Origin of the sequence: Thauera sp., assembly GCF_034003485.1 — a bacterium.
Taxonomy (GTDB): domain Bacteria; phylum Pseudomonadota; class Gammaproteobacteria; order Burkholderiales; family Rhodocyclaceae; genus Thauera.
The window spans coordinates 1-18,050 of record NZ_JAVEYL010000015.1 but is presented as its reverse complement, the minus strand read 5'-3'; the positions used below and the strand labels follow the sequence as shown (position 1 = coordinate 18,050).

The window sequence follows — 18,050 nt, the reverse complement described above, 5'->3', positions numbered from 1 at the left end:
CCGGATCAGACCTTGTAGTAGTCGCGATACCACGCGACGAAGCGCCCAACCCCGTCGCGCACGCTGGTCGCCGGCGCGAACCTGGTCCACGCGTTGAGCGCCGCGGTGTCGGCATAGGTCGCCGGCACGTCGCCGTCCTGCAGCGGCAGGAAGTTCTTCTCGGCGCTCATGCCGAGCGCGTCCTCGATCGCGGCCACGAAAGCCATCAGTTCGACCGGGTCGTGGTTGCCGATGTTGAACACGCGGTACGGCGCGTTGCTCGTGCCCGGGTTCGGCTGCAGCGCATCGAAGGTGGCGTCCGGCTCGGCGACATGGTCCAGCGTGCGGATCACGCCCTCGACGATGTCGTCGACATAGGTGAAGTCGCGCTTCATGCGGCCGTGGTTGAACACGTCGATCGGCCGCCCTTCGAGGATGGCCTTGGTGAACAGGAACAGCGCCATGTCCGGGCGTCCCCAGGGGCCATACACCGTGAAGAAGCGCAGTCCGGTGGTCGGCAGGCCGTAGAGATGGCTGTAGGTGTGCGCCATCAGCTCGTTGGCCTTCTTGGTCGCCGCATAGATGCTGACCGGGTGATCGACGCTGTCTTGCTCCGAGAACGGCATCTTCGTGTTGCCGCCGTACACGCTCGAGCTCGACGCGTACACAAGATGCTGCACCTTCGAATGCCGGCAGCCCTCGAGGATGTTCATGAAGCCGACCACGTTGCTGTCGATATAGGCGTGCGGGTTCTGCAGCGAATAGCGCACACCGGCCTGGGCGGCGAGGTGGATCACGCGGTCGAACTTCTCGGCGGCGAACAGCGCCTCCATGCCGGCGCGGTCGGCCACGTCCATCTTGACGAACCGGAAAGCCGCATGCGGCGTCAGGCGCGCCAGCCGCGCCTCCTTGAGCGTGGGGTCGTAGTAGTCGTTGAGGTTGTCGAGGCCGACGACTTCGTCGCCGCGGGCGAGGAGGCGCAGAGAGGCATGCATGCCGATGAAGCCGGCGGCACCGGTGACGAGGATTTTCATGGAGGGGCGAACCGTAAGGAAATCGTTCGGGATTATCGCATGCACACCGGCATCAGGCGTGTGACGGGTTTCTTGCAGCGGCAATGCAGCGGCCAGCCAACACGTACGCCCGACATCCTTGCTTATACTTGCACCGTCGCGACTCGCCCCGACTAGATGCTGACCCGCCTGCCCTACACCCTGCTGTGGATTCTCGCCCTGCCCCTGGTGCTGCTTCGTCTGCTGTGGCGGGCGCGCCGCCAGCCCGCCTACCTGCGCCACGTCGGCGAGCGCTTCGGGCGCTACCGCGTGCGCGCCCCGCTGGCGGTGATCTGGGTGCATGCCGTGTCGGTGGGCGAGACGCGCGCGGCCGAACCGCTGGTGCGCGCCCTGCTCGAGCGCTGGCCGGAGCACAGCGTGCTGCTCACCCACATGACCCCCACCGGGCGCGACACCGCACGCACCCTGTTCAAGGACGAGCCGCGCGTGCTGCGCGCCTACCTGCCCTACGACGTCGGCTGCTTCGTCCATGCCTTCCTGCGCCACTTTCGGCCGATGTTCGGCGTGATCATGGAAACCGAGCTGTGGCCCAACCTGCTCGCCGCCTGCCGACGCCGCCGCATCCCGGTGATGCTCGCCAACGCGCGCCTGTCGGAGCGCTCCGCCCGCCGCTACGCCCGGCTGCCGGCGCTCACCGAGCTCACCATGAAGGCGCTCGCCGCGATCGGCGCGCAGACCGCAGCCGACGCCGCGCGCCTGAGCCAGCTCGGCGCACGGCGCGTCACGGTGACCGGCAACATCAAGTTCGACATCACCCCGCCCGCCGGGATGCTCGCCCTCGGTCAGACCCTGCGCGAACGCATCGGCGACCGACCCGTGGTGCTTGCGGCGAGCACGCGCGAGGGCGAGGAAGCCGTGCTGGTGGACGCCTTCGTGCGCCATGCGCCGGCCGCTGCGCTCCTCCTGCTGGTGCCGCGCCACCCCCAGCGTTTCGACACGGTCGCGGCCGAACTCGCGGTGCGCAAGCTGGCCGCGCAACGCCGCAGCGCGGACGAGGCGATCGCCCCTCACACGCGGGTACTGCTCGGTGACTCGATGGGGGAAATGTTCGCCTACTACGCGGCGGCCGACGTCGCGCTGATCGGCGGCAGCTGGCTGCCCTTCGGCGGCCAGAACCTGATCGAGGCCTGCGCGGTCGGCACGCCGGTGGTGGTCGGCCCCCACACCTTCAACTTCCAGGCGGTCGCAGAGGATGCGGTGCGGGCAGGCGCCGCGCTGCGTGCCGGGGACGCCGATGCCGGCATGCAGACCGCGCTGGCGCTGCTCGCCGACGATGAGGCGCGAACCCGTCTTGCCGCTGCAGGGCGCGCATTCGCCACCACCCATCAGGGCGCGACGGCGCGCACGATCACGCTACTGCAGGATCTACAGACAGCCGCACGCGGGAAATGACTGCCGGCCTTGGGGAAAATGCCCGCTGGCGAGCTGGGGTCGAAGCGACACTGTTCGCGGGCAAGCCCGCTCACTGCACCAGCAAGGCGTTGATCGCCGCGACGTCATCCTCGCCCAGCGTACCGGCCGCCGCCTTCAGACGCAGTTGGGCGAGCAGGGTGTCGTAGCGCGCGCGCGCCAGTTGCTGCAGGGTGTCGGCGAGCTGGGTCTGGGCGTTGAGCACGTCGATGTTGATGCGCACCCCGACCTCGTAACCGAGCTTGTTGGCCTCGAGCGCGGACAGCGAGGACACGCGCGCCGCCTCGAGCGCCTTGACCTGCGCCATGCCACTGGTGACCCCCAGCCACGACTGGCGCGCAGCCAGTGCGGCGCTGCGGCGGGCATCTTCCAGGTCGGCGTCGGCCTTCATGCGCAGCGCGGCGGCCTCGCGCGACACCGAAGACACGCGCCCGCCGGCGTACAGAGGCAGATTCAGTTGCAGGCCGATCGTGGTCGCCTCCGAGCGGTCGGTGCTCGGCTGCGGGCGATTGTTAACGCCATGGCTGGCAACGATGTCGACCGTGGGCAGGTGGCCCGCGCGCGCGCGCTCGACCTCGCGCGCGGCAATCTCGCGCGCCAGTTGCTGCGCCTGCACGCCGAAACTGCCGGACTCCGCCGCGGCGACCCAGTCGGCGATGTTCTCGGGCTGCGGGCGTTGCAGGCCCACACCCTCACGCAGGCTGGCAAGCGGTTCCGGCTGCTTGCCGATGACCTGGGCCAGCGTCTGGCGCGCAACCTCCAGCTGGTTCTGGGCGGCGATCTCCTGCGCCGAGGCGAGGTCGAAGCGCGACTGCGCCTCATGCACATCTGTGATGGTGACGGTGCCGACCTCGAAGCTGGTCTTGGCGAGTTCGAGCTGTTCGGCAGCCGCCATGCGCAACTGCGTCACCGCGTCGAGCGCGTCCTGCGCGTTGAGCACGTTGAAGTAGGCTTCGGCCACACGCAACACGAGGTCCTGGCGGGCAATGCCGAACTGGGTCGCGGCCAGCGCGGTCTGCAGCTCGCCCTGCTTGAACTGCACCCAGTTCTGCCAGCGGAACAGCGGCTGGGTGAGCTGAACGCCGTAGCCGTTGCTGTTGTAGGTGTAGTCGTTACTGACACCACCCTTGAGCTTCAGGTCGGCGTCGTTCCAGGTCGTGTCCGCGCCCAGCCCGATCTGCGGCAACAGCCCCGCACGTGCCTGGACCACCTTCTCCTGCCCGGCCTCGTACTGCGCACGCGCAGCGGAGAATTTCGCGTCGTTGGCGAGCGCATCGCGATACACCTGCATCAGGTCGGCGGCGAGTGCACCACCGGAAAAAATGCCTGCGATGCAGACTGCCAGGATTCGCTTCATCGTGTTCTCCGCTGTTGAGGTGCGCCGCACTCAGTACTGCGCCATCCTCGGGTCGACCTGCGCCGCCCAGCCGGCAACGCCGCCTGCCAGGTTGATGACACTGGAGAAACCCTGACGTTCGAGGAACATGCACACCTGCGCGCTGCGCCCGCCGTGGTGGCAGATCACCACCGTCTCGCGATCGCGGTCGAGCTCGGGAAAGCGGGCCGGCACGCTGCCCATCGGCATCGCCACCGAACCCTCGATCAGGCAGATTTCCAGCTCCCAGGGCTCGCGCACATCGAGCAGCAAGGGTGCCGGCTGTTGCGCATCGTTCAGGCGCTGGGCGAGTTGGGCGGGGCTGATCTGGCGCATGGCGTTACTCAAAAGCTGAAACCGTCGCGCTGCGGTGCATCCTTGAGCATCGGCACCACGGTCTCGAAGATGTCTTCGGTGCGGAAACGGCCTTCGGCTTCGCAGGTGACCAGGCGCGCCTTCATGACCGGCGCCTCGCCGACGAAGGCGAACAGGCGACCGCCGACCTTGAGCTGCTCGAGCAGCGCCTGCGGCACGAAGGGCAGGCCGCCGGACACCACGATGACGTCGTAGGGTGCGCGCTCGGCCCAGCCACCGATGCCGTCGCCCTGCACGACCACGACATTCTCGACGCCGTTGCGTGCCAGGTTGGCGCTCGCCAGCTTCACCAGCTCGGGCTCGATCTCGATCGTGCGCACCCACTCGGTGCGCGCGGCCAGCAGCGCGGCAAAGTAGCCTGAACCCGTACCCACCTCGAGCACCGAGTCGGACTTGCCCAGGCGCAGCGCCTGCAGCACCTTGCCCTCGATCACAGGCTTCAGCATGACCTGGCCGCAGCCGATCGGGATTTCCACCTCGGTGAAAGCCAGCTCGCGATATGCAGCGGGAACGAATTCCTCGCGCTTGACCGTCATCAGGAGGTTGAGCACGTCCTGATCCAGCACCTCCCAGGGGCGGATCTGCTGCTCGACCATGTTGAAGCGCGCTTGTTCGAAATTCATCAGGGACTCCCGGCGAAATATTAGCACACGCTAATGGATAGCGTTATCCAAAAAGGCAAAACCGCATCATTCTAGCGCAGATGCTGCGCCGCAATCCGCGGCCGTTGGGTCGGGGTTACGGTGGAGCACAGGCGACTCAGCCCCCTCTCTTGCGCCCCCGGCCGCCCTGAGGGCGCGCATCACCTTTGCGCGCTGCCGCCTTCTGTCCTGCACCCCGGCTCGCCACCCCGCGCCCGCCATCGGCCTGCTCGAGCCACAGCAGCGCCTGGGCATGGGCAACGACGCCCTCCAGGTACGAGGGCGCGATATCGCGCATGCGCATCAGCGCCTGCAGCACCAGGAAATGCGAATTGAGCGGGCCGGCATTGTCCGGCGCCTGGGCAAGCGCACGCGACAGTTGCTGCTCCAGGCTCAACCGCGACCAGGTACTGCGGAAGTGGTGCAGGGCCTTGAGTTCGGTGCTCGGCGCGGCGCCCGCCCCGGCCACGGCGCTGGCAGAGGACGCCACCGGGACGGCGGCGTGGCTTGCCACATGGGCCAGCAGATCGGCCAGTGATCCGCGCTCGGGCCGCGCCGGCGCGGTCGCGCGCGCCTCGCCCCCTGCGCGCCCGAAGCGTTCGCGCAACGCCGCCAGCCGGCGCTCGATCTTGCGCATCAGGACCGTTTGCGCAGCCCCCTCGCAACCGTCGAGCCGGCGCAACATTGCTTCGATGACGCGAAAGCCCACCGGGTCGAAAAGCGCTGCGCCGTGTGCGCGCAGCGCCTCGACACGAACGCGCAGGTCCTTCCCCGGCGTCCCGCCAGGCGACGACGCGCCGGGCAGCAGCGCCTCACTCATCCTTCGCAGCCGCCCTCGGTGCGACCTTGGGCACCGGCGCCATCTCCACCCGCCGGTTGCGCGAACGGCCGTCGGCGTCGTCGTTGGAGGCGACCGGCTGCTCCGAACCGAACGCCGCGGCAAAGACCGACGATGACGGCATACCCTCCTCGATCAGGGCCCGGGTCACCGTCAGCGCGCGCTGGGCCGACAGATCCCAGTTGTCGGCAAAGCGGCGGTTGGTGTCGAGCACCGGGCGGTCGTCGGTGAAGCCGCTCACCATCAGCATCTCGTCGCGCGTACCGAGGTAGGCTGCGAGCGGCGGCGCCAGGCTTTGCAGCACCTGGCGGCCCTCGGGCTGCAGTTCGGCTGAGTTGAGCGCGAACAGCACGCTGCCGCTGATGCCGATGCGCCCGTCATTGAGCGTGATCCGCCCGCTGGCCAGCGGCACCGCCAGCGCCTTCTCCAGCGCCTCGCGCCGCTGTTGCTCCACGCGCCGTTTCTGCACCTCGGCCTCGAGCGTGGTCGCCAGCTCGAGCTGCACGCCGAGCACGCCGACCAGGATCAGCACGAAGGCGCCGAGCAGCCCCGACATCAGATCGCCGAACACGCCCCAGGCCGGCGCCGCCTGCTCGATGCTGCCGTCGTCGCCGTGAATCTCGCCCATCGTCAGCCCTCGCTGGCGCCGGCGGCCTGCCGGGCGGGGATCTGCTGCAGATCCCCGACGATCTGCTGTTGCGACATCAGGCTCAGGTCGATGAGTTCGCGCGCCTGCGCCACGTAGTAGGCCAGTTGCTCGTCGCTGCGCGTCATCGCCTTCTCCAGCGCGCCCTCGATGCGTTCCAGGCTGGCCATGAGCTTGTCGTTGGACTCGCTGAACAGTTGCACCGCAAGCCCGAAGCCTTCGGCCAGGCTGGCGACCTCGACCGCGCCGCCGGCGACCTCGCCTGCGGTGTCGGCCAGGCGCGTGGCCTCGGCGTCCATGCGCTGCTCGAAGCCGGCCGCCGCGCGCTGCAGCGCCGACGCCGAGGACGCCACCAGCGCATCGATGGCCTGGCGCTGCTCGGTCGAGGCATGATTGATCGCGTCCAGCAGGCCGCGCAGCGTTTCCATGATGCGGTTGCGTTCGTCCAGCGCTGCGTTGTCACGCGCGATGCTGGCGGACAGGGCCTGGCGCAGCTCGCCGATCACCTCAGCCGCCGCGCGCGGCGCCTCGGCGGCGGTCTGCATCAGCACGCTGGCTTGTTCGATGCTGCGGCTGGCCTGTTCGTGGGTAGAGGCGGCGAGCACGCGGACGGTTTCGCCCAGACGGTCCACGATCGCCTGCTGGCCGCTACCAACGGCCTCGATCGTGCGGCTCACCTGCTCCTGCGCACTCGTTTCCAGCGCGCGTGCGGCTTCGTCGAGGCGGTCGACGATCGCTTCCTGGCGGCTGCCCACGCGCTCCCCCACCTGCCGCCATTCGCCGTACAGCGTGGCGGCCATCGCCTGCAGCGCATCGGACTGAGCGGCGTGGCGGGACGCGTCGCGGGTGGCGAGCTCGGCCTGCAGCGCCGACAGGGTCGCGCCCACCTGATCGACGAGCGCCGCGGAGCGCTGGGCGAAGGTTTCGGTGAAGGCCTGCAGCGCGCCCTGGAGTTCGGTCATCACCGCTTCGCTGGCGCGCGCCTGGCTGTCCAGCGCGCGCGTCAAGGTGTCGGCCACGGTCGTGACGGCCGCATCCAGGCGCTGCGACGCACCGTCGAGCTGGGCCTGCACGCCATCGGCGACGCGCTCTTGCAGCGTCGTGGTCTCGCGCGCGATGCCGGCCATGGTCTCGGCGACCAGCGGCTGCATGGTCTGCCCGGCCACGCGGGCGCTTGCGGTCAGGCTGTCCTTGAGCGAGACATCGACCGCGGCGGCGAGCGCCGAATAGCTGCCGCGCGCATCGTCGTAAAAACGCTGCTGCTCGCTCGCCATGCGCTCGTGCAGCTCGCGGTGCTGGCGCTCCATCTGCGACATCATCGCCTGCAGGGTCTCGACCAACGCGGGCATCGTACGCGCCTGGTCCCGCACGGCCTGGAAGGCTTCCTGACGCTGCTGCGCTCCCGAGAATCCGCGCAGTTCGCGAGCGACACGGCTGTCCAGCACCTGCGAGACCTGCAGGCGCGCACGCCGGCACAACGCCGAGATCAGCCCCAGCATGGCCGAGGCCGCCACGCCTGCGACCGAGGTGCCGAAGGCCACGCCCAGCCCCTTCACCGGCGCGGCGAGCGAGGAACGGATGGTCTGCAGATCGGTGGTGGCCTCGAGCGCGATCACCGCGCCATTGAGCGTCATCACCATGCCGAGGAAGGTGCCGAGCATGCCCAGCAGCACCAGCAGGCCGACCAGGTAAGGCGTGAGCGCCGGCCCGGGCAGGCCGATGCGCTCGCCTTCGAGGCGCAGGCGCACCGCATTGTGCAACGCGGGCGGCAGGCCGCGCAGCCACGCGGAGGCATCGGCCATTTCGGCCGGAATCGTGTCCAGCGCGCGCTGCAGCGCCGAGGTGGCGCGGTCGAAACGCAGCAGTTCGAGCGCGCCCGTCACGTACACCAGGCCGATCAGCGCGGTCATGCCCAGGGCCAGCGGGCTCAGCCCCACATAGCCGACGCCCACCCACACCACCACGGCCAGCCCCAGCAGGAAGGCCACCACGCTAACGCTTCTGTTCATTGAATTTCCGTCGATTCCTTATCCAGAGCCGCCACCAGCCCCGCCACCGGCATCAGCCGCAGGTCGAGCTCGGCGAGCAGCACGCGCTGCAGCTCGGCGCAAAAACGGGCGAGCCAGCCGCCCGATTGCATCCACTGCGCGGGGTCGTCGGGCTGCGCCGCCTCACGTCCGCGCTGGTGCGTCTCGAACAGGTGCGCGAAGCGCCTGCCCAACAGCACCGGCACGGTCGCGAGCAGGCTGGCCTCACGCGCCGCGAATGCCTGCTCCATTACCGCGTCCAGCGCGGCGAGTTGCTTGAACGCTGCCGACTGTGCCGACAGGGCAGCACGCACACTCGCCCGCAGCGGCCCTACGGCCGTGGCCATGGCACGCTGGTGGGCGAGGTAGTAGCGATGAAAAGGGGCAAAGTCTGCGGCCGACTCGGGCGCAGCATTCGGCAGCGGCGTCGGCAGCCCCAGATTCGCCCCGCCCGGCTGCGCCGTGCCCGCAGCGGCGACCGCAGCGGCCAGATCGCCGCGCACCTGCGCCAGTTGTGCACGCAGTGCGGCAGCGGGCGGCGCCCTGGGCGGGGAATTCCCCGCAGCCGAATTCAGTGCCGAATAAAGCGCCAGCGCATCCTTGAGATCCAGCCACTCGCCGAGGCGTTCGGCAAAGGTCTGCTTCGCATCCGCGACGTCCGCCACCGCCAGCTCAGCCAGTATCCGCACCAGCCCGGCACTATCGAAACGCGTCCACGACACGGCCTGCCTCATCCCCTGCTTGATCCCCTGGCCAGGCGCCCTTCAGGCAAAAAAGCGCAAAAAAGGCCGAAGGCTACACCAAAGCGGCCGCTTGCGTCGGGCCGCTGGCGGCATTCAGGCATCGCCCGGCTTCACCCGATACCACGCCGCATACAGGGCGGGCAAAAAGAGCATGGTGAGCACGGTCGCCACCGTCAGCCCACCCATGATCGCCACCGCCATCGGCCCGAAGAAGGTGCTGCGCGACAGCGGCACCATGGCGAGGATCGCCGCCGCGGCGGTGAGCATGATCGGCCGGAAGCGCCGCACCGCCGACTCGACGATCGCCTCCCACTGCGTACGCCCGGCCTCGATGTCCTGGAGGATCTGGTCCACCAGGATCACCGCGTTGCGCATGATCATGCCCGACAGCGCGATCGTGCCGAGCAGGGCGACGAAGCCGAAGGGCTTGCCGAAGGCGAGCAGGAAGGCGGTGACGCCGATCATGCCCAGCGGCGCGGTCAGCACCACCATGATCGTGCGCGAGAAGCTCTTCAACTGCAGCATCAGCACGGTCAGCACGGTGAGGATGAAGACCGGCATGCCGGCGCCCACCGAGGTGCTGCCCTTGGCGCTCTCCTCCACCGAACCGCCGACCTCGAGCCGATACCCGAGCGGCAGTGCCGCGCCGACGCGGCCCATGTCGGCGCCAAGCTGGCCGACCACCACCGCGGGCTGGGTGCCGTCGTAAAGCGAGGCACGCACGGTGACGGTGGGGATGCGGTTGCGCCGCCAGATCACACCCGGCTCGAAGTCGTGCTCGATGCGCACCACCTGCGCCAACGGAACGCTGCGCCCGCCCGCCACCGGCAGCGCCAGATCGGCGAGCAGCGACAGATGCACGCGCTCGGACTCGGCGCCGCGCAGCACCACCGAGATGGTCTCGGTGCCCTCGCGGAACTGCGTCACCGTCATGCCCTGCAGCGAGGTCGCGAGCAGGCTGGAGATGTCCTGGGACGACACCCCGAGCAGGCGCGCCTTGTCCTGGTCGATCGCCAGGCGCACCACCTTGGACGGCTCCTCCCAATCCAGATGCACGTTCGACAGGTGCGGATTGCCACGCATCGCCTCGGCCACGGCGTGCGCCTGACGGCGCAGCTCGTCGAAGTCCGGCCCGCTCACCCGGTACTGCACCGGGAATCCCACCGGCGGGCCGTTCTCGAGCCGATTGACGATGCCGCGCAAGGGCCAGGGCTCGTCCGCGAACAAGTGGATCAGCTTCGTACGCAGCGCCTCGCGCTCGGCCAGGCCGGTGGTGAGGATCACGATCTGGGCGAAATTGGTCTGCGCCAGTTGCTGGTCGAGCGGCAGGTAGAAGCGCGGGCTGCCGCTGCCCACCCAGGCCACAAAATTCTCGATGCCGTCCTGCTCCGCGAGGAAGGTCTCCAGGCGCCTGACCGCGGCCTCGGTGGCCTGGTGCGACACCCCTTCGGCAAGGCGCAGGTCGACCAGCAGCTCGGGCCGCGTCGAATCGGGGAAGAACTGCTGCGGCACGAAGCGCGCGAACACGAACAGCGAGCCGACGAAGATCGCCACCGTGAGCACGATCACCAGCCAGCGAAAGCGCACGCAGGCATTCACCACGGCGCGCAGGCGGTTGTAGAAGGGCGTGTGGTAGATCGCGAACTCGTCGTGCTGCTCGTGGGCGTGGAGGTCGCGCTCCGCCATGCGCCGCCCGAGCGCCGGCCACACCCGGCCGGCCAGGCGCGCCAGCGCCGAGGGCTTGCCTGCGCGCTTGCTGAAATCCGGCAGCAGGTAGTAGCCGAGATAGGGCACGAAGATCACCGCCGCGATCCACGACACCAGCAGCGCGGTCACCGTGACCTGGAAGATCGAGCGGGTGAACTCGCCCACCGAGGATGCCGCCAGCGCCACCGGCAGGAAGCCCGCGGCCGTCACCAGCGTGCCGGAGAGCATCGGCATCGCGGTCGAGGTCCACGCGTAGCTCGCCGCGCGCACCCGGCCCCAGCCCTGCTCCATCTTGCTCGCCATCATCTCGACCGCGATGATCGCGTCGTCCACCAGCAGGCCGAGCGCGATGATCAGCGCGCCGAGCGAGATCTTGTGCAGGCCGATGTCGAGCAGATGCATGAACATGAAGGTGATCGCCAGCACCACCGGGATGATCACCAGCACCACGACGCCGGTGCGAAAACCCAGCGACAGCAGGCTCACCGCCATCACGATCAGCACCGCCTCGGCCAGCACGTAGACGAATTCATTGACCGCCCGCGTCACCGCGCGCGGCTGGTCGGCCACACGCTCGAAGCGGATGCCGAGCGGCAACTGGGCGACGATTTTGTCCACCGCCTCGTCCAGATGGCGGCCGAGCGCGACGATGTCGCCGCCGGCACGCATCGACACGCCGATGCCGAGCGCCTCCTGCCCCATGTAGCGCAGGCGCTCGGCGGGCGGGTCGGCGTAGCCGCGGCGCACCTCGGCCACGTCGCCCAGGCGGAAGCTGCGTCCGCCGGCGCGGATCACGGTGGCGCGGATGGCGTCGAGGTCCTCGAACTGGCCGCTCGGGCGCAGCCAGATGCGCTCGTCGGCGGTCTCGAAGAAGCCGCTGCCGGTCTCGGCGTTCTGCTCGGCCAGCGCGCCGACGATGTCGTCCAGGCGCAGGCCGAAGGTGGCGAGCTTGGTGTTGGAGAGCTCGATGAACACGCGCTGCGGCTGCTCGGCGAAGAAGCTGACCTTGGCCACGTCCTTCACCCGCAACAGCTCGCTGCGGATGGCCTCGGCGTGGCGCTTGAGCTCGGCATGGCTCACGCCCTCGCCGACCAGCGCGAACAGGTTGCCGTAGGTGTCGCCGAATTCGTCGTTGAAGTAGGGACCGCGCACGCCGGTGGGGAAGGTGTGGGCGATGTCGCCGATTTTCTTGCGCGCCTGGTACCAGATGTCGGGGATGTCGCGCGAACGAGTGCTGTCCTTGACCAGGAAGAACACCAGCGCCTCGCCCGGCTTGGAATAGCTGCGGATCACGTCGGCCTGGGCGATCTCCTGCAGCTTCTTCTCGATGCGGTCGGTGACCTGCTGCTCGACCTCGCGCGCGCTCGCGCCCGGCCATTCGGCGCGCACCACCATGACCTTGAAGGTGAAGGGCGGATCCTCGGACTGGCCGAGACGGGTGTAGGAGAAGATCCCGATCAGCGTGCTGACGATCAGGAAGTACAGCACCAGCGAGCGGTGGGTCAGCCCCCACTCGGAGAGGTTGAAGCGGCCGCAGCCGAACACATCCTCGTCGTGGTGGCTCATCGCTTGACGTCCAGCAGCACGGGCGCGCCCTCCTCGAGCGCTCGCACGGTCTCGCCCTCCACCAGGGTGTGCACCCCGGCGACCACGAGTCGCGCCCCGGCCGGCAGATCGGCCCGCAACAGGGCACCGTCCTCGCGCCAGGCAAGGATATCGACCGCGACCGGACGCACGCGGTCGCCCTCGCCGACCACCCACACCGTGCCGCCATCGGGCTTGCCGGGCACGCGGGTGACCGCGGCCAGCGGCAGCAGCACGCCATCGCCGTCGGCATCGGCCACGGTGAACATCACGCTCGCCGTGGCCCCGAGCGGCAAGCCGGCGTCGGCCCCCTGCACCGCCACGCGCAGCGCATAGGTGCGGGTGGCGGTGTCGGCGGCGGGTGCCACTTCACGCACGGTAGCCGCGTATTCGCGCCCGGGCGCAGCCCAGGTGCGCACCCGCGCCGCCATGCCGGCGTGCAGCTGCCCGGCGCGGCCCTCGGGCACATGGATCAGCACCTCGCGCTCGTCGGGGCGGGCAAGGCGGAACACCGGCTGCCCGACGCCGACCACCTGCCCCGGCTCGGCGAGCACGGCGGTGACGACCCCGGCTGCGGGGGCCTCGAGGCGGGTGTAGCCGGCCTGGTTGGATGCAGTCTCGGCCTGCGCGCGCGCCTGGCGCAGCCGCGCCTCGGCCGCCTGCAGCGCGGTGCGCCGGGTGTCGAGCACCGACGAGGACACGAACTTGCGCGCCGCCAGCTCCTGTGCGCGCCCGTATTCGGTGCGCGCCAGCGCCAGATCGGCTTCGGCCGCCGCCAGCGCCGCCTGCGCCGCGCTTGCGGCAAGGCGGGCATCGGCGGGGTCGAGCAGCGCCAGCAGCGCGCCCGCGGCCACCTCTGCGCCGACGTCTGCCTTGCGCTCGACGAGCTTGCCGCCCACCCGAAAACCCACGTCGGCCTCGATGCGCGCCTTCACCTCACCCGCGTAGAGCTGCACCGCGGGGGCCGCCGCAGCACCATCGAGGGTGCGCACCAGCACGGCGCGCGGCGGCGGGGATTCGGGCGCGGGGGCGGAACAGGACGCGAGCAGGCAGGCGCCGGCGGTCACGGTCAGCAGGGTACGGATGCGCATCGGGATTCTCTGCAAGGAGCGCGCGCGCCGGTTTCAGCCGGGCGTGCGGTGTCGCGAAACGAGACCCGTAGTGTAGCGCTTCGGCCTTGTGACCAAGGTCACGAGGCCGCGCTCAGCGCGACTCGAGTAGCAGGCGACCGTTGGCCGGCTGGATCGGCCGCCCATTGCGCGGATACAGGCGCGCGAAGACGGCCAACTGATCGTCGGCGATCGGCAGCGGCTGCTTCATGACCACCCACAGCACGTCCTCGGTACAGGGCGGCGTCGGCAGCGAGCCGGTGTAGAGGAAGTGCCCGGGATCGGCCGGCACGAACTGCGCCAGGTCGATCACCGCATCGGGCGAGAACTCGCGGCCGCGATCGAGCGGCAGGTTGTTCCACAGCGTCTGCAGCACCGGATGGGCCTCGCCGCCCGCGGCCAGCAGCAAGGACAGGATCGCCTGCTTGCCCTCCGCGCTGCGGTGTTCGAGATAGATCGCCATGTCGTGCGCCATGCCGCCGACGCGGTCCTGCGATGGACGATGCAGGGTGAAGCGCTCGAGCGCATAACGCACCCCGCGCACGGTAATGCCCATGCCCTCGCCGACGTCGACCTGCAGCGTGTTGCCGGTGTCGCGGATGCGGAAGCCACTGCGGCGATAGTCGAACTGCACCGGCGCGAGATCGACCGCGATGCCTTCGCGCAGGTCGATCGGCGACTGGCGCGTGCCTTCGGCGCAGATGCGCCATTCCGGGCGCAGCTTGCTCCAGTTCTGCGGGCCGGTCTCGCCGTCGTAGCTCCAGCCTGCGGACGTCGCCGGCAGCGGGGTGACGCGGATGCCGCTGGCTTCGAGCGGCGAGGTGGGTTGCGCGCTCGGCTGCGAGGCGACTGGCGAGGGAGTCCGCGACGTCACCCGCGATGACGACTTGCTGCCTTGCTCCGCGCGGGCTTGCTGGCGTGCGGCACGAGGGCGCGCCTGCGCCGCCGGCGGCGCGCTGGCCACACGCTGGGGCCGCACGGGGGCGGCAGCGGGCTCGGGGATCGGGCGTGGCGCGGCAGGCGCCGACTTGCTTGCAGCGGGCTGCGCGGTCGCGGCGTCCGCCTCGGCCTTGGCCGCGATGCCGGGCAAGGGCGGCAGGATGGATTTGCGCGGCGTGGACGCCTGAGCGCTCGCCGGCGCCCCGCCGGGGAGGAACTTGGCGGGAATCTCCACATTCGTCTCGAACGGCGGCTCGGCCGCCTGAGCGGTGGGCTGCGCGGGCAGCGGCGTCTCGCCGGCGCGGATCAGCTCGGGGGGCGCGGCGGGCTCGGGGCGGGCGGCAGCCAGCGGCGGCGCCTGCGCTGGTGCAGCTCCAGCCCCAGCAACGGCCGGTGCGGCGGCCAGCTTCGCGGCTTCGCTCGCCAGCTTCTGCAGATCGGCAGCCGAAGGCGGGTTGCACACCTCGCGCCACATGCGCTCATCCACAGAATTGCGCGCCACGGTAAGCGGCGTCTGGTCAGGCAAGGACTCCTCGCGCACGATGTTGTCGTCCGCATCGACATAGACGCGCTTGACCGTGACGAAGGTCCGGTTGCGACAGTCGTAACGGTTGAGCGCCTTGATCATCGCGTAACCCGACGCCTTCGCCTCCTCGGAGGTCAACACCACCCTGCCCCAGGAAATCTTGGTCCCGGCATCCGACGACAGGATGCTGCCGCGGTCGATCTCGACGCGACGATTGCGGTCGCTGAGCACCAGTTGCCAGTCGGCAGCGAGCGCCGCCCCCGCGGTGTGGGCGAGCAGCAAGGCAGCGAGAAGCGGACGGAGCGGGCTCATGGGCATCGGATCATCATGGGTTACAGCATGCTAATCGACCTCTGCGCACAAATCTTGAGCACCTTGCCACGGCAGAGTGCATACAGTATCTTCCAGCGTTCTCGTTGGGGGTGCCCGCCGCGCACGGGCTGAGAAACACCCTTGGAACCTGATCCGGCTCGCACCGGCGTAGGGAAACGTAAATCATGAGCTCGTCCGCATCCTCCGCTGCCCGCACCGGCAGCGCGTCCGCCGCATCTTCCGCCACGGCCTCACGCATCCCGAACGTCGTCTCCATCGCTGGCGTCGACCCGTCTGGCGGCGCGGGCGTATTCGCAGACCTCAAGACCTTCTCCGCGCTCGGCGCCTACGGCTGCGGCGTGGTCGCTGCGCTCACCGCGCAGAACACCCAGGCGGTCACCGGCGTGCACGTGCCGCCCACCGAGTTCCTGCGCCTGCAGATCGACACCCTGTTCGCCGACGTGCACCTGCACGCCACCAAGATCGGCATGCTCGGCAGCGCCGAGGTCACCGCCACCGTGGCCGAACGTCTGGCGCACTGGCAGGCGGCCAAGGTGGTGCTCGACCCGGTGATGGTGGCCAAGAGCGGCGACAGCCTGCTGGCAAAGAGCGCGATCTCGATGATGCGCGAGGCGCTCTTCCCGCAGGCCTTCCTGATCACCCCCAACCTGCCCGAAGCCGGCGTGCTGCTCGAGCAGCGCGCGCCCGACACGGTCAAGGAGATGTACCGCGCCGCCGAGCGCCTGCGCGAGCTCCTGCCGCTGTCCTCCGAGCGCTGGGTGCTGTTGAAGGGCGGCCATCTGCCCGGCAACGACCTGGTCGACCTGCTCTTCGACGGCGACCGCATGGTCGAGCTGACCGCGCCGCGCATCGACACCAAGAACACCCACGGCACCGGGTGCACGCTCAGCTCCGCAGTCGCCGCCCTGCTGCCGCAGGCCGAGGGCCAGTTCCGCCCGGTCGAGACCGCGGTGCGCCACGCCCGCCAGTGGCTGCTGGGCGCGATCGCGCATTCGGGCGAGCTCGCGGTCGGCAGCGGCCACGGGCCGGTGCATCACTTCCACGCCTTGTGGAAGCGGTGACCCAAGACGCTATGGAGACCGTCCCCGCGGGAGCGGGCTTGCCCGCGAACAGCACCCGACCGATAGCCCCTTTCGCGGGCAAGCCCGCTCCCACGGCGCCTTGACGGCACCAGCAGCCCTCCGGCACGAACCGAACACCAGACCAAAACCCCATACCCTTCCCCGGGAGACAGCATGAACGCCAACGAAAAATTCATCGCCGCCAAGGCCCACGTCGACGAGGCCGCAATCGCCCCGCTGCCCAACTCGCGCAAGATCCACGTCGAGGGCTCGCGCGCCGACATCCGCGTGCCGATGCGCGAGATCTCGCAGGCCGACACCCCGGCCTCCTTCGGCGCCGAGAAGAACCCGCCGATCTTCGTGTACGACTGTTCCGGCCCCTACTCCGACCCGGCGGCGCAGATCGACATCCGCTCCGGCCTGCCCGCGCTGCGCCAGCAGTGGATCGAGGAGCGCGGCGACACCGAGCAACTGCCCGGCCTGTCGTCCGAATTCGGTCGCCAGCGTGCCGCCGACCGCGCCCTGGACGAGCTGCGCTTTCCCGGCCTGCACCGCAAGCCGCGGCGCGCCAAGGCCGGCGCAAATGTCAGCCAGATGCACTACGCCCGCCGCGGCATCATCACCCCCGAGATGGAGTTCGTCGCCATCCGCGAGAACCTCAACCGCGAGCAGTACATCGCCTCGCTGCGCGCCAACGGCGGCCTCAAGGGCCAGAAGATGGCCGACATGATGTTGCGCCAGCACCCTGGGCAGAACTTCGGCGCGAGCCTGCCGGCCACGATCACCCCCGAGTTCGTGCGCGACGAGATCGCCCGCGGCCGCGCCATCATCCCCAACAACATCAACCACCCCGAGAGCGAGCCGATGATCATCGGCCGCAACTTCCTCACCAAGATCAACGCCAACATCGGCAACTCGGCGGTCACCTCCTCGATCGCCGAGGAAGTCGACAAGATGACCTGGTCGATCCGCTGGGGCGGCGACACGGTGATGGACCTGTCGACCGGCAAGAACATCCACGAGACCCGCGAGTGGATCATCCGCAACAGCCCGGTGCCGATCGGCACGGTGCCGATCTACCAGGCGCTGGAGAAGGTCGACGGCAAGGCCGAGGACCTGACCTGGGAGATCTTCCGCGACACCCTGATCGAACAGGCCGAGCAGGGCGTGGACTACTTCACCATCCACGCCGGCGTGCTGCTGCGCTACGTGCCGATGACCGCCAACCGCATGACCGGCATCGTCTCGCGCGGCGGCTCGATCATGGCCAAGTGGTGCCTGGCGCATCACAAGGAGAGCTTCCTCTACACCCACTTCGAAGACATCTGCGAAATCATGAAGGCCTACGACGTGGCCTTCAGCCTGGGCGACGGCCTGCGCCCGGGCTCGATCTACGATGCCAACGACGAGGCCCAGCTCGGCGAGCTCAGGACCCTGGGCGAGCTCACCGACATCGCCTGGAAGCACGACGTGCAGGTCATGATCGAGGGCCCCGGCCACGTGCCGCTGCAGCTCATCAAGGAGAACATGGACCTGCAGCTCGAGTGGTGCAAGGAAGCGCCCTTCTACACCCTGGGGCCGCTGACCACCGACATCGCGCCGGGCTACGACCACATCACCAGCGGCATCGGCGCGGCCACCATCGGCTGGTACGGCACCGCGATGCTGTGCTACGTGACGCCCA

At 69.5% G+C, this 18,050-nt stretch carries 14 protein-coding genes and 1 riboswitch; of the genes, 3 read left to right on the top strand and 11 right to left on the bottom strand.

Annotated elements, in window-relative coordinates:
* Positions 1-5 precede the first annotated feature (5 nt).
* On the bottom strand, positions 6-1,013 hold the full coding sequence (locus RBT54_RS10170) for an NAD-dependent epimerase (protein WP_320366790.1): 1,008 nt from the start codon (positions 1,011-1,013) through the stop codon (positions 6-8).
* Between the two features lie 156 nt (positions 1,014-1,169).
* Between RBT54_RS10170 and waaA the strand changes: the two genes are divergently transcribed.
* Positions 1,170-2,444 carry a lipid IV(A) 3-deoxy-D-manno-octulosonic acid transferase gene (waaA, locus tag RBT54_RS10165; protein WP_320366788.1) on the top strand — a complete coding sequence of 425 codons (1,275 nt, stop codon included), beginning with the start codon at positions 1,170-1,172 and terminating at the stop codon, positions 2,442-2,444.
* A gap of 70 nt (positions 2,445-2,514) precedes the next feature.
* On the opposite strand, the gene RBT54_RS10160 is transcribed toward waaA, so the two are convergent.
* From RBT54_RS10160 to RBT54_RS10115, 10 genes are all read right to left on the bottom strand, one after another.
* Complete coding sequence (locus RBT54_RS10160) at positions 2,515-3,819, bottom strand: TolC family outer membrane protein (protein ID WP_320366786.1); 1,305 nt, start codon at positions 3,817-3,819, stop codon at positions 2,515-2,517.
* A 30-nt stretch (positions 3,820-3,849) separates the two neighbouring features.
* Positions 3,850-4,173: a rhodanese-like domain-containing protein gene (locus RBT54_RS10155; RefSeq protein ID WP_320366784.1), complete on the bottom strand. Its 324-nt coding sequence runs from the start codon at positions 4,171-4,173 to the stop codon at positions 3,850-3,852.
* Positions 4,174-4,181: 8 nt separating this feature from the next.
* A complete protein-coding gene (locus RBT54_RS10150; protein ID WP_320366782.1) occupies positions 4,182-4,835 on the bottom strand; it encodes a protein-L-isoaspartate O-methyltransferase in 654 nt (217 codons plus the stop codon).
* Between the two features lie 136 nt (positions 4,836-4,971).
* Entirely contained in the window at positions 4,972-5,673 is a 702-nt protein-coding gene (locus tag RBT54_RS10145) for a DUF2894 domain-containing protein (protein ID WP_320366780.1), read from the bottom strand.
* Positions 5,666-6,319 (bottom strand): OmpA family protein, encoded by a 654-nt coding sequence (locus RBT54_RS10140; RefSeq protein ID WP_320366778.1) that lies wholly within the window; start codon positions 6,317-6,319, stop codon positions 5,666-5,668. Before RBT54_RS10140 ends, RBT54_RS10145 begins: the two co-directional genes overlap by 8 nt.
* A gap of 2 nt (positions 6,320-6,321) precedes the next feature.
* A complete protein-coding gene (locus tag RBT54_RS10135) occupies positions 6,322-8,346 on the bottom strand; it encodes a DUF802 domain-containing protein (protein WP_320366776.1) in 2,025 nt (674 codons plus the stop codon).
* Positions 8,343-9,098, bottom strand: a complete 756-nt coding sequence (locus RBT54_RS10130) for a DUF3348 domain-containing protein (RefSeq protein ID WP_320366774.1) — start codon at positions 9,096-9,098, stop codon at positions 8,343-8,345. Before RBT54_RS10130 ends, RBT54_RS10135 begins: the two co-directional genes overlap by 4 nt.
* A gap of 102 nt (positions 9,099-9,200) precedes the next feature.
* The gene (locus RBT54_RS10125; protein WP_320366772.1) at positions 9,201-12,380 is read right to left on the bottom strand and encodes an efflux RND transporter permease subunit; all 3,180 of its coding nucleotides are present in this window, start codon (positions 12,378-12,380) and stop codon (positions 9,201-9,203) included.
* Complete coding sequence (locus tag RBT54_RS10120) at positions 12,377-13,489, bottom strand: efflux RND transporter periplasmic adaptor subunit (protein ID WP_320366770.1); 1,113 nt, start codon at positions 13,487-13,489, stop codon at positions 12,377-12,379. Before RBT54_RS10120 ends, RBT54_RS10125 begins: the two co-directional genes overlap by 4 nt.
* Before the next feature lie 112 nt (positions 13,490-13,601).
* Entirely contained in the window at positions 13,602-15,284 is a 1,683-nt protein-coding gene (locus RBT54_RS10115) for a carbonic anhydrase (protein ID WP_320366768.1), read from the bottom strand.
* A 96-nt stretch (positions 15,285-15,380) separates the two neighbouring features.
* Positions 15,381-15,476: riboswitch (TPP riboswitch) on the top strand.
* Between RBT54_RS10115 and thiD the strand changes: the two genes are divergently transcribed.
* Complete coding sequence (gene thiD / locus RBT54_RS10110; RefSeq protein ID WP_320366766.1) at positions 15,470-16,366, top strand: bifunctional hydroxymethylpyrimidine kinase/phosphomethylpyrimidine kinase; 897 nt, start codon at positions 15,470-15,472, stop codon at positions 16,364-16,366. It overlaps the preceding riboswitch by 7 nt.
* 174 nt (positions 16,367-16,540) lie before the next feature.
* Positions 16,541-18,050: phosphomethylpyrimidine synthase ThiC (gene thiC, locus RBT54_RS10105; protein WP_320366764.1), on the top strand; the 1,510-nt coding region annotated here is incomplete at its 3' end.

Excerpts from the sequence above, each read along its gene's own strand:
- RBT54_RS10170 (WP_320366790.1), bottom strand. The coding sequence starts at position 1,013 with ATGAAAATCCTCGTCACCGGTGCCGCCGGCTTCATCGGCATGCATGCC.
- waaA (WP_320366788.1), top strand. The coding sequence starts at position 1,170 with ATGCTGACCCGCCTGCCCTACACCCTGCTGTGGATTCTCGCCCTGCCC.
- RBT54_RS10160 (WP_320366786.1), bottom strand. The coding sequence starts at position 3,819 with ATGAAGCGAATCCTGGCAGTCTGCATCGCAGGCATTTTTTCCGGTGGT.
- RBT54_RS10155 (WP_320366784.1), bottom strand. The coding sequence starts at position 4,173 with ATGCGCCAGATCAGCCCCGCCCAACTCGCCCAGCGCCTGAACGATGCG.
- RBT54_RS10150 (WP_320366782.1), bottom strand. The coding sequence starts at position 4,835 with ATGAATTTCGAACAAGCGCGCTTCAACATGGTCGAGCAGCAGATCCGC.
- RBT54_RS10145 (WP_320366780.1), bottom strand. The coding sequence starts at position 5,673 with ATGAGTGAGGCGCTGCTGCCCGGCGCGTCGTCGCCTGGCGGGACGCCG.
- RBT54_RS10140 (WP_320366778.1), bottom strand. The coding sequence starts at position 6,319 with ATGGGCGAGATTCACGGCGACGACGGCAGCATCGAGCAGGCGGCGCCG.
- RBT54_RS10135 (WP_320366776.1), bottom strand. The coding sequence starts at position 8,346 with ATGAACAGAAGCGTTAGCGTGGTGGCCTTCCTGCTGGGGCTGGCCGTG.
- RBT54_RS10130 (WP_320366774.1), bottom strand. The coding sequence starts at position 9,098 with ATGAGGCAGGCCGTGTCGTGGACGCGTTTCGATAGTGCCGGGCTGGTG.
- RBT54_RS10125 (WP_320366772.1), bottom strand. The coding sequence starts at position 12,380 with ATGAGCCACCACGACGAGGATGTGTTCGGCTGCGGCCGCTTCAACCTC.
- RBT54_RS10120 (WP_320366770.1), bottom strand. The coding sequence starts at position 13,489 with ATGCGCATCCGTACCCTGCTGACCGTGACCGCCGGCGCCTGCCTGCTC.
- RBT54_RS10115 (WP_320366768.1), bottom strand. The coding sequence starts at position 15,284 with ATGAGCCCGCTCCGTCCGCTTCTCGCTGCCTTGCTGCTCGCCCACACC.
- thiD (WP_320366766.1), top strand. The coding sequence starts at position 15,470 with ATGAGCTCGTCCGCATCCTCCGCTGCCCGCACCGGCAGCGCGTCCGCC.